Origin of the sequence: Flavobacterium sp. (genome assembly GCF_049318325.1) — a bacterium.
Lineage (GTDB): Bacteria > Bacteroidota > Bacteroidia > Flavobacteriales > Flavobacteriaceae > Flavobacterium.
Map to the genome: position 1 here is coordinate 1 of NZ_JBMOGQ010000074.1, position 11,003 is coordinate 11,003.

At 31.2% G+C, this 11,003-nt stretch carries 14 protein-coding genes; 10 read left to right on the forward strand and 4 right to left on the reverse strand.

All coding sequences use genetic code 11. The features are described from left to right. The 4 genes from ACOYLP_RS07710 to ACOYLP_RS07725 all read right to left on the reverse strand — a co-directional run. Positions 1 to 742: hypothetical protein (locus ACOYLP_RS07710; protein WP_422855598.1), on the reverse strand; the 742-nt coding region annotated here is incomplete at its 3' end. Positions 743 to 948: 206 nt separating this feature from the next. Further along, positions 949 to 1,608: a response regulator gene (locus tag ACOYLP_RS07715; protein WP_422855599.1), complete on the reverse strand. Its 660-nt coding sequence runs from the start codon at positions 1,606 to 1,608 to the stop codon at positions 949 to 951. A gap of 2 nt (positions 1,609 to 1,610) precedes the next feature. Then, entirely contained in the window at positions 1,611 to 2,372 is a 762-nt protein-coding gene (locus tag ACOYLP_RS07720; RefSeq protein WP_422855600.1) for a sensor histidine kinase, read from the reverse strand. Positions 2,373 to 3,052: 680 nt separating this feature from the next. Further along, entirely contained in the window at positions 3,053 to 3,370 is a 318-nt protein-coding gene (locus ACOYLP_RS07725) for a hypothetical protein (protein ID WP_422855601.1), read from the reverse strand. 211 nt (positions 3,371 to 3,581) lie between these two features. Between ACOYLP_RS07725 and ACOYLP_RS07730 the strand changes: the two genes are divergently transcribed. The 10 genes from ACOYLP_RS07730 to ACOYLP_RS07775 all read left to right on the forward strand — a co-directional run. After that, a complete protein-coding gene (locus ACOYLP_RS07730; RefSeq protein WP_422855602.1) occupies positions 3,582 to 4,367 on the forward strand; it encodes a DUF4339 domain-containing protein in 786 nt (261 codons plus the stop codon). A gap of 180 nt (positions 4,368 to 4,547) precedes the next feature. Beyond that, positions 4,548 to 5,762, forward strand: coding sequence for an SIR2 family protein (locus tag ACOYLP_RS07735; RefSeq protein ID WP_422855603.1), 1,215 nt, complete (start codon positions 4,548 to 4,550; stop codon positions 5,760 to 5,762). A 361-nt stretch (positions 5,763 to 6,123) separates the two neighbouring features. Then, positions 6,124 to 6,972, forward strand: a complete 849-nt coding sequence (locus tag ACOYLP_RS07740) for an RteC domain-containing protein (RefSeq protein ID WP_422855604.1) — start codon at positions 6,124 to 6,126, stop codon at positions 6,970 to 6,972. Positions 6,973 to 7,061: 89 nt separating this feature from the next. After that, on the forward strand, positions 7,062 to 7,349 hold the full coding sequence (locus ACOYLP_RS07745; protein WP_422855605.1) for a helix-turn-helix domain-containing protein: 288 nt from the start codon (positions 7,062 to 7,064) through the stop codon (positions 7,347 to 7,349). Positions 7,350 to 7,364: 15 nt separating this feature from the next. Beyond that, positions 7,365 to 8,144, forward strand: a complete 780-nt coding sequence (locus ACOYLP_RS07750) for a transcriptional regulator (RefSeq protein ID WP_422855606.1) — start codon at positions 7,365 to 7,367, stop codon at positions 8,142 to 8,144. A gap of 11 nt (positions 8,145 to 8,155) precedes the next feature. Beyond that, positions 8,156 to 8,767 (forward strand): ATPase, encoded by a 612-nt coding sequence (locus ACOYLP_RS07755; protein WP_422855607.1) that lies wholly within the window; start codon positions 8,156 to 8,158, stop codon positions 8,765 to 8,767. 13 nt (positions 8,768 to 8,780) lie between these two features. Then, positions 8,781 to 9,122, forward strand: coding sequence for a hypothetical protein (locus tag ACOYLP_RS07760; RefSeq protein WP_422855608.1), 342 nt, complete (start codon positions 8,781 to 8,783; stop codon positions 9,120 to 9,122). A 222-nt stretch (positions 9,123 to 9,344) separates the two neighbouring features. Then, complete coding sequence (locus ACOYLP_RS07765) at positions 9,345 to 9,572, forward strand: hypothetical protein (protein WP_422855609.1); 228 nt, start codon at positions 9,345 to 9,347, stop codon at positions 9,570 to 9,572. A 129-nt stretch (positions 9,573 to 9,701) separates the two neighbouring features. Beyond that, positions 9,702 to 10,562: a transglutaminase-like domain-containing protein gene (locus tag ACOYLP_RS07770; protein ID WP_422855610.1), complete on the forward strand. Its 861-nt coding sequence runs from the start codon at positions 9,702 to 9,704 to the stop codon at positions 10,560 to 10,562. Positions 10,563 to 10,572: 10 nt separating this feature from the next. Beyond that, on the forward strand, positions 10,573 to 11,003 hold a 431-nt coding region (locus ACOYLP_RS07775), incomplete at its 3' end, for a hypothetical protein (protein ID WP_422855611.1).

An 11,003-nucleotide genomic window follows, 5' to 3' on the forward strand; every position in this document is an offset into this window, starting at 1 on the left:
TGGTATCAAGTGCGGCAGCTATTCTCTTATTGCTTGAACGACCTTGATGTCTAATATCACATATCATTAAACAAACTTCGGCAGGAGCATTGTCTAAATTGAAACGCTCATGATAAGATTTCATGTTATTTTTAAATAGAGTAGTAGCTACTTCAACCTGCAAATTTCTATGACATATATCATTACTTGCCCAGTGAACTAATCTAGCAGAACATAGTAACTCTTGATTTTCTATATCATTTGTAGTAGGGTTAAGATAATCCATGAAATGCTGAGATGATAAATTATTCTCTAACTCTGAAAGTATTCCACTAGTTGATAGGTAGTAAATTCGATTATCTTTCAATACCAATTTTGGAAAGTAATTCTTGGCATTAGTCAATTGCAATAATCTTTTGAAAAACACTATGAAATCGCCATTAGGCACATGCGCTGCATACTGCATAAAACCAAAAGTAAATTTTGCTCTGTCATAAGTATTTAAACATTTAAAAGAACCTTTACTTTCCGCCATAGCGGTTGGGTAGATGAAGTAAGACCAAAAACCATATTTGCTTATATAGTCTTCGGGCTTATAGATTTGCCCTTCAGCTAAGCTGGTATTAAACAATCCTAAGTTCCCCTCATAATAAGTTTTATAACCAATAATAAACTTTGGGTCACTACCACCGGATAATTTTGCGCTATAAGTTGTTCTACCAGTAGATAAAACATTGCTTGTTATAGTAAAATCAAATGCCATACACGTTTTAAATTTCAGATATTAAATTTCTAAAACTAACGGTAAGTATAACGTCAAGCAATACGTGTAAATACGTATTTTTTAATAAGAGAAAGGACTAAAGTTTTGAGGTTTTTATTTGAAAATTTAAATAAATCATACAGTAAGTTTTTTATGAAAACTATGGATGTTTATTGTATGTATTTTAATGACTATACAGTGTATGATTAAATTTGCTCTAATTCAATAATTTTATTTTTAAGTGCATACAAAACAACGCCTATAAAATTTTTAGATTGAGTTTTTTCCATAATATGGTTGCGGTGCTTTTCCACAGTTCGATTACTAATATTGAGTACATCGGCAATTTCCTTACTGCATTTTTCTAGTGTTGCCAATTTGATAATCTCGATTTCTTTAGGTGTCAAATGTACTGATGGTGAATCTGAAAAAACATGTCGCTTTTTATTCCACAATAAGGCTTCTCTTATAACCGAACTCAAAGCCATATCAAAACAATAATCTTTATCCATTACATTTTGAATAGCGTTTTCAAGCATTTCTGGCGAAGTGTTTTTAGTGAAATAACCATTCGCACCCATCTCCATTACTTGATGTACTGCTTCTTTCGAAGTGAGTTGTGATAATATAATAATCTTAAGAGAAGGATCAATTAATTTTGCTTGTTTGCACACATCAAAACCATGCACTATGGGCATTTCTAAATCCAACAATAATACATCAATATCATATTCCATCAAATATTTTAAAAAAGCCAAACCATTATGCGTATCATATTCTACCGAGACACCTTCAAAAGAATCCAATAACAGCGATAAACTTTTTCTAAACAGCTGATGGTCGTCAACTAAAGCAACTTTTGTCATAATTAATCAGATAGAGAAATAATGTAATAATTGCCTTTTTCAATATTTTTTTGCTCCAGTTGAGCAGCTACACTTTGCAAGCGTGATTTGATATTTTTAAGCCCTGTCCCTTTAGCGTGTCTATATGCCGTTATAAAATCAAAAGGAATACCATCATCTATAAGTTCAAAACATACACCCGTAGGGGTACAACTCAATCGAGCAACACAATAAGTAATAGAACCATGTTTTAGCATATTCGAAGTCAATTCTTGAACCACACGAAACAACTCATAAGAAATCTTATCAGAAACCAAATTATCCTCCAGATTTAAGTCAATCTTAAAATCTTTACCTGTCGAAGCACTCAACTGCTCAAAATAATCTCGCAAAGCCAAATTAAATCCAGATGTTTCAAGCAAAGGAGGCATCAATTGATAAGAAATCAAACGTGTATTCTCAATAGCTTTTTCCAAAGAGGATTTTATGGCTTCCAATAACTCCGGAGTTTCTGTAGTTCGATTTTTTTTAGAAAATAAAAAAACATAATTCCTAATAGCATTCAAATCACTCTGTATAGCATCATGTAAATCCTTCGCAATTCGTTTTCGCTCTTTCTTTTCACTTTTCAATGCCGTTTTTAGCAACAATTCGGTTTCCTTTTTCTTGATTTTAGTCAAATGCCGTTGGTAAAACAAAACCATAAATAGTAAACATAATGCTAAAAATAACATCAAAAATGTTCCAATGAAAAATATCGATTTTACCTCGTTCGTGCCATCCATAAACCAACAAGCAATAATGTTCGCAAAACAAAATTTAAAAGTATATTCAACAACCAATACGATTGAAATGTACTAGAATCTAATTTGTATAAATGATTACTAAGTAAAAATAAAAATAAGGTACCACAATAATATAAAACGAAACCCGAAATAAAATAAAAGGCACTATTATCTAAGAGGTTTTCTATGTAGGCATCAATTATTAATTTTCTAAACCATATAATTGTAAAGAAAAGAATAAACATAGTAAGAAATATATCTATATAAGAAGTGATAATAAAAAAATCTTCAATTTTGAAATTTAAACTTAAATACAAACAAAACCCCAAAAAAAGAAATAAGGCAAGTAAAAACAGTTTCAAAAATTGTTTTTGTAGAATTTCAAAGTAAAAATAATAGATACATAAAAAAGCTAATACCTCGAAAAAAACAAACCAATAAGAAACATTCCATTCTAAAACAAGTGTGCCAAAAAATTCATACACACTCGATACAAATATCAAGGTAATAAACGGAATTATAGGTTTTAGTTCTCTAGTATTTTTGCTCTTTGCAATAAAATAGTAGAGTAAAGGAATTATGCCAAAAATAATTACAAAATACAATAAAAACATAACAGCTGTACAGAAGAAAACCTATCTGTAATAAGATAGGTTTTACTCAAAATTAATATTTTTTTTTTAAACTAATCCAACTTTAGGATTGGGACATGCTGGAGGACATGTGGCCATTCTATCATAAATTATGCCATTTTTCAAGATATCCTCTTCCTCTTTGTTAACACCTACCAAAACCAAACTTATTTTTTGTGCTACTTCATCATAGCCATTATAAATACGAATCCCTATACATCCTTCTTGTTCCAATATTTTTTTTACATTATCGCCTCCTATAAAAGACGATACTGTTTGATTAGAGAATTTTTCGGCAAATAGGGCAATCATTTTCTTTGCCTCTTCTTCAGAAATAATACTACCTGTGGTTGGGTCTAAATTCATAATTGAATGTGATTTTAAAAATTAATAAAACAAAAATAAGTGGTGCTTCCGTGTATAAAAATACGTGTTTATACGTATATAAAATTATAATTAATAAAAGCGTAAAACAAATGAATAGGAGTAATAACAAGTATAATTATACGTATAAATACGGATTGTAATTACAAAGCATTTGAGACAACTTTGTCATTATGTAAATTATAATTACGAAGTGAAAAAATACTACCTACATAACGGTCAAGAAAACAGTGGTCCTTTCGATAAGGAAGAACTCAGAGTACAAAAAATAAACAAAGAGACTCTAGTTTGGTCTGAAGATTGGAACGAATGGAAAAAAGCAGGTGAAATTGACGAATTAAAAATTACACTATTAAGTTCTCCATCTCCTCCAAATTACAATTTCAACAGTAGTCAAATAGTTTCCGAAAAATTCAATTTTATCAAATACCTTGTTATAACAATAAGTCTATTGGTTTTTTTAACCATCGCGGATAAAGTAATTTCAGAATACAACTCCAATCCTGACAATCCAAATCTTGAAAGCGATACCTTCAAAATGCATACTAGAAACAACATTACTAACCTAATTCAAGTAACTACTAACCAATATACAGTAAGCACTTTTGAAGGCATTTCAAATCTAGATGTAATCGTAACCAACAATACCAATTATACCCTAGATCAAGTTACGGTTGCAATAGACTACATTAAAAAGAATGGAGGGATTTACAGAACAGAAAACCTAATATTCAACAACATCCCTGCCAAGCAAAACATTTCATTATCGGCACCAAATAGCAAAAGAGGATTAGCTGTAAAGCTAACCATGCAAACCATAACTGCATTAGAGTTAAGTCTATGCTACGAGTATAAAAACACACCCGCGGTTGGCAACCCCGACCCAAATAATTGCAATCAATATGAAAAAAACAATCCTGATCACGTCAATGCTAGTATTGGTATCAACAGGAGCCTCTATCTACAAGAACGCCGGTAGAAAATGCACCGGTTCCAAAAATTGCAGCGCCTGCACAAACTGCAAATACTGTAAACACTGCGCTAAAAATGGCGGAAGTTGTGGGGTGTGTGAATAATTAAATATAATAAATTACTATAAAAACTACATATCATTCATGACATTAATCAATTAAAAATGTGTAATTAAAACAAACCTTGTATGGCAAAAAAAATAATTTATACAAATGATAATGAATCAGAAAATTTAAAATCCGCAGAAGACTTCATTGAATCATATTCTAGAATTTCAATTCCAGTTTATTCAGATGATATTAAATCTAAAGTAAATGAATATTTTAAAAAGTATTTTTACGAAGAAAGTAAAGGAAATTATTCTGAAATACTTCAAAAGATTAGAAATAGCTTAGTTCATAGCTCTAGTAAAACTGATAGAACTGAAATAATCCGAGAATTGAAACAGAATTACAAGAAAGAAAAATTAGTTTTAGTCCTGGGGGCAGGAGTTTCAATGTCTTTTGGACTACCTTCTTGGGATATTTTATTACAAAAATTAATGATGACAACACTTGAAAAGGAGAAAAATACCTCAAGTATTTTGTCGAAATTGTTTACAAAAATTTTCAACCCAAGTCCACTAATTGCAGGTAGATATTTGCAAAAATATTTCGAGAGTAACAAAACTTCATTTGAAGAAGAAGTAAGAAAAATATTGTATCAAGAGATTGAAAGGGAAACAAAATCAAAATTAATGGACGAAATTATTAGATATTGTATCGCTCCTGGTAAAAGTCCAAACTTAAATAGTATTATAACTTATAATTTTGACGACATTCTTGAATTTAATATTCAAAAAAGCAGTTTAGATTTACCATACAAATCAATTTATGGTAATGGAATGGATGTCGAAACTGGGGAACTTCCAATTTATCACGTTCACGGTTATTTGCCTGAAAAAGCGAAATTGTCAGAGTCAAATCAAATTACATTTGGGGAAAGTGTTTATCATAAACAATATACAGATACATATAGTTGGAATAATATAGTTCAGATAAATAAATTTAGGGAAAACAACTGTTTATTCATAGGAACTTCTCTAACTGACCCAAATACAAGACGTTTACTCGATATAGCAAACCAACAGAGAACAACCAAAAAAGGTTATCACTTTATTTTTAAAATTAAGTATAAAGTAGATGATGTAAAAAAAGCTTTAAGCTTATTATTAAATAATGAAGCTGATCTTTTAAACGAAAAGTCTAAAGCATCACTACAATTAGAAGAAACTGCCAATACACTTGTTGAGATTATTGAATCCTTTGAAGAAAATGATTTGAAGTCTTTTGGAATTAAAACAATTTGGATTGATACTTACAGTGAAATACCAGAAATAATGCAAGAAATAAGAAAAACATAATTACAAACTAATCCAATTTCTCCAAGGTCTCTTGACATCGGAAAATTAATTCACAACTCAAATATATCGCTAAAACCTAATTCTTAATTACTAATTTTTAATTCTTAATTAAGGAGACAAAGATCCATAAAATGTAATTTGAAAACGAAATATATGAAAACTATCAATAGTCCACCGAATTATAATTAATCGGTTAAAAAAAAAGGATCCCACCCGCTACCGCGCGATTCCCATCATGGGGTAGTTAAATCCAACCCTATGTATTTCAATTATTTATTAGAATTAAACAAATAAATATGACCAAAACCTACAAATAATTCTAACTCTCAATTCGTAATTCCTAATTTCCAATTTATCACTCTTGAACCCAAAATTCACCACACTACTTCATAACCTCAATGAGCAACTCAATTTCATTGATTTAGAGATTGATGACCAAATCAAGAAGTGTGAACAAGCCATTACTATAATTCTAAAATCCATAACCGAACTCAAAAAATCGGTAATCAAAACCAATTTCAAAACCGAAACTGAAGAAATTCAATTCTTCAAAGAAATAAAACCACAATTCACCTCTAAGCTTGTTTACTACAATAGAATTTTCAAAATAGAGATGAAAAAGCCCAACGGAGGCAACAGAATACTCAAAAAATACTACAACAACGAACTCCAAAAACTAAAAAACTTTTTCGATAACGAGTTGGAATTTTACCAATATTATCGTTCCGGAAGCACCTATTTAGATTATAAATACTTTCTAAGAAACAATTTCGATATCAAATTGGCATTAGATGCCTACTATTTTGAAACAGACAAAACATTTGCAACCTCGCACGATTTTAAAATCGCCAAAATACTTGCAAATGATCTGGTCGAATTATACATAGAAAACCAATTACTTATGTTGGAAAACAAAGAAAATACCGAAAAATCACAACGCAAACCGAACGTAAAAATGACCTGGACAGGCTCAAAAGTAGCCTTGGTTGAACTAATGTACGCGCTCCATACCGAAGGAGTGTTTAATAATGGATCCGCAGATTTAAAAGAAATAGCTGAATACTTTGAACATATTTTCGATATCGACTTAGGACAATATCGTCGTGCATTCCTTGAAATCAGGGCAAGAAAGAGTGATAAAACAAAATTTATCACGACATTAAATGACCATCTTTTAAAAAGGATGGAAAACTCAGATGAAGTTATTTAAATAAAAATCGTTCACAACGCGACCTCCGTTGTGAAAGAAAAATTTTCAAACCCATCAAATTTGTACCATAACAATTTAAAACACAAGTTATGGCAGTACAAATTATTACCATCGAAGACTTAAACGAATTCAGAAGTCTTCTTCTCAATGATTTAAAAGAAATCATTCAGGCCAAACCGCAACAGGTTAAGCAATGGCTTAAATCAAATGAAGTCCGAAAATTGCTTAATATTTCTCCCGGCACTTTACAAAATCTCCGCATTAATCGAACGCTCTCCTTTACCAAAATAGGCGGTATTATGTATTATAGCTATTCTGACATTGAAAAAGTTTTGAATGGCAATAAACAGCAAAACAATGCTGAAGTTATTAGATAATGTTAATCCATTTCAATGAATTACATTAAGCATCTGACAGGTTTTTTCAATTGCATTTCAAGTGAAGAAATCCTTTATCCTACTCATATCGGCTTGTATTTGGCTTTGTTTCAAAGTTGGAATGTAAACAGGTTTAAGAACCCGATTACAATTTCGAGGGAAGAAATGATGAAAGCCAGTAGAATTGCTTCAAAGGCAACCTATCACAAGTGCATTAAGGAATTGGAATTACTTGGTTTTATTGAGTATAAACCATCCTATAATCCATATTTAGGTACCGAAATTGTAATGTACAATCTATCGGACGGCAATATCCAGAAAGGCAGTTCATTGATTGAACGCACGAGTTTATTAATTAACCCGCCTAATAGGCAGGCTAGAGAACAAGTTAATGAACCGCATATATATAATAATAAACAAACATTTAAAAACAATAAAAACATATCTATTGAAAGCAATTTTGAAAGTTCAAATGAAAATGAATTTTTAGAAAATGATGAGAAAGAAAAAAAAAGTTCCGCCAAAAAAAAAGAAAACCCAAGTTTAGAATTGGTTAAGGAATATTTTAAACTTCAGGAATACCCAGAGATTGAAGCAGAACGCTTTTTTAATTATTACACAAGTACAGGTTGGCTTGTAGGAGGGAAAAACAAGATGAAAGATTGGCATGCAGCTGCTAGAAATTGGATGCTTACAACTTCCAAATTTGCCATCAATTTACCTTCAACCAAAGTACAACCAACAGCCAATAATTTACACACCCAAGAAGACAAAGACTATGCAGAACCCTTGTAAAATAATCAACTATGAATTTACAGTACAACTACCCAGAAATTCTAGCTTGGTTGGAACAGAAAGGCAAACAGGACTATGGAGAAAAATTTCATTTTAGAGAACAGGACACGCTCAACATCACAAAACTTGTGGCCTATTTTTTGAATGATCAAATGAAAACAAATCAATATGGAATTGACTTAACCAAGGGTATTTTGTTATCTGGACCCGTAGGCTGTGGCAAAACAACTTTAATTTCTTTGATGAAATATGTCACTAAACCAAACAACAGATTTTATCTAAAAACTTGTCGGGACATAAGCTTTGAATTTATCAAAGAGGGTTATGAAATTATACATCGTTACAGTCGTGGTAGTTATTCTCAAACCGAATGTAAAAATTATTGTTTTGATGATTTAGGAGTTGAGCAAAACTTAAAATATTATGGCAATGAGTGTAATGTAATGGCAGAAATTATCCTTTCGAGATATGATTTATTCATTTCAAAAAAAGTGCAAACACATTTAACTACAAACCTTTCTGCTTCTGAAATAGAAACAGCTTACGGGAATCGAATAAGGTCAAGATTAAGAGGAATGCTAAACCTTATAGCATTCGATAAAATTACGCCTGATAAACGCTAACTAAAATAACAAAATGAAAATAGTTCTAAAAAAAATAAAGATAGCAGACATTGAGGTATTGCAATCTGAAGTGCTAAAATTTATCCGAAACAAAGTAGATAATATATCCCATTGCAAGGATTATGAATGTTATTGCAATGATATCATCATAATTGACACACTTCAAAGTATGTTTTATGTTTTTAGAAAGAAAATTGAAAGTAAAAAACAGGTGTACAACATTATTCTTACTCCAACGCAATCAGTCATTCTTCTTTTTTGCTGTCAATGGGATAGAGATCAGAGAACACAAGAACGGGGATTTGTAATGCAAACTATTTCTGATATAATTCATGAAAAGCTAGTCAATATTTAAACCGCCAGCAATGAAAATAAAAAACCACTTTAAAATAATTTATCTGAATGTATTGGCAATAACGATATGCTTAGCAATCATTTGTACAGCTCCATTGCAATTCTTTGACTTTATTTTTAAGGGTAAAAACCAAATTTTAAAATATTTATTGGATAGAGTTTTTAAAATTTTATTCAGGATAAATGATTTGAGAAAGGATATTTAACCTCAAAGAAACGATTGATGAACAAAAACAACAAAAAGCCTCTTCCATATTCAGCTACGAAATCGGAATTGATTCAGATGTATTGCGATCAGTTTAGCGAAGCTAAAATCAGAAAGCAGATTAATGAAATCCTGAATGAGAGGAATATATCAAAAGACACCAAGATAATACCTCATTTAGAGTTTATTGAATTTGTAGAAACATACGGTTTGCCAAAAGGTTATCATTATGAGAACTATGATTGATTGCAAATTAAAATGTTACCAGAGAATACTTTACAAAAACGAAGAAATCTTTTCAATACCTCACAATACCTCGCCCTACTTCAAGGCGAGGTTTTTTTATTTCCAACATTTGCTCATGAATGTTAGGAAATGAAAATGACAAAAGATGAGATCAACCTAATTCTAAAGCGAAGGATAAATAATGGAGATGAGTTTAGTCACCTAATTGAAAAACCAAAAGGACAAAAAGTAAAACTCAAAAAAGGCGATACTTTTTATTCTGTTTCGATGATGAAAGTGTGGGTAGAAACTTTCTACAAGCAGGTTACTAAATTATCTCAAATACTAAAAGGAAAAACGATTCAGGAGACATGTGAAAAGATTCATTATTTCCTTTACTATGATATCCAGTATCAAGCAGATGGAGTAACACAGAATTTGAGAAGTCCTGCAAATAGTTGGTTTAACCGCCGTGAAGGAATTGATTGTAAAAGCTATTCAATTTTTGCCAGTTCGGTTTTGATGAATTTAGGTATTAAGCATTACATCAGGCAGATCAAACAACCGAAGTTCAACCCTAAACAATTTACCCATGTTTATGTAGCTGCACCTCTTAATCAAACTAGCGGAACCTTAGACGATGGTTATTGCATTATTGACGGTACAATACAAAGTAATAAAGAGCCTAGTTACACAGAAAAAAAAGATGTTTTTATGAACCAGAAACTACCACATGTTGGGCTTAATTGTCCAGCACTGAAAAAAAGAGCTTGGTATGTTACAAAAAAGCCATCGCAAAAGATTTATGAATTATATGATTTCGCAAGAAATGCGCAGCAAGCAAAGAACATGTTGATTTCGCTTGAAAATCAAGCTGTTGCTCATAAATCTATCAGCCAGGGAGGAGCTTATACTATCTATGTAAAAATTAATAGTGTTTTTGGAAGCAAAAGAGGATTAAGGGGAGCTGTAAAGAAAGTAAATAATACAAAAAAGAGATTTCCATTTTAAATAAGAAACCATGTTAATATTAGAAGAACAAACTGGATTAAACGCAGGCTTAAATAGAGGTCTAAAAATTGGCAAATTCCTAAAAAGGAACGTGCGGCTTAAGAATGTTTCTATCAAAAATGCTGTTAAAGTGGGTAAAGAAGTTGCTCCCATTGCATCAGTAGCCATGACTTTTGTTCCAGGTGGGGGTATAGCTAGTAAGCTGATGAACAGTAATTTGGGTAAGGTATTAACAAAGGTTAAAAATGGTAAAGCAGTAAAATTTGCAACAAAGATTGCCAATAGCAAAGTTGGAAAGTTTGCATTAAATAATGTAGTTAAACCAACAATGAATAATGCTTTATCAAATAATCAAATTGAAACTTCCGAGCCAGTTGAAGTGATGTCAAATGCAACTCCGACACCAGCCCAATTAGAGACAATTGCGCAAACTAAAGGAGT

Bases quoted from the DNA above. Each gene is read 5' to 3' on its own strand.
- ACOYLP_RS07760 (WP_422855608.1), top strand. From the start codon at position 8,781: ATGAAAATAGTTCTAAAAAAAATAAAGATAGCAGACATTGAGGTATTG.
- ACOYLP_RS07750 (WP_422855606.1), top strand. From the start codon at position 7,365: ATGAATTACATTAAGCATCTGACAGGTTTTTTCAATTGCATTTCAAGT.
- ACOYLP_RS07735 (WP_422855603.1), top strand. From the start codon at position 4,548: ATGGCAAAAAAAATAATTTATACAAATGATAATGAATCAGAAAATTTA.
- ACOYLP_RS07725 (WP_422855601.1), bottom strand. From the start codon at position 3,370: ATGAATTTAGACCCAACCACAGGTAGTATTATTTCTGAAGAAGAGGCA.
- ACOYLP_RS07720 (WP_422855600.1), bottom strand. From the start codon at position 2,372: ATGGATGGCACGAACGAGGTAAAATCGATATTTTTCATTGGAACATTT.
- ACOYLP_RS07715 (WP_422855599.1), bottom strand. From the start codon at position 1,608: ATGACAAAAGTTGCTTTAGTTGACGACCATCAGCTGTTTAGAAAAAGT.
- ACOYLP_RS07755 (WP_422855607.1), top strand. From the start codon at position 8,156: ATGAATTTACAGTACAACTACCCAGAAATTCTAGCTTGGTTGGAACAG.
- ACOYLP_RS07765 (WP_422855609.1), top strand. From the start codon at position 9,345: ATGAACAAAAACAACAAAAAGCCTCTTCCATATTCAGCTACGAAATCG.
- ACOYLP_RS07745 (WP_422855605.1), top strand. From the start codon at position 7,062: ATGGCAGTACAAATTATTACCATCGAAGACTTAAACGAATTCAGAAGT.
- ACOYLP_RS07770 (WP_422855610.1), top strand. From the start codon at position 9,702: ATGAAAATGACAAAAGATGAGATCAACCTAATTCTAAAGCGAAGGATA.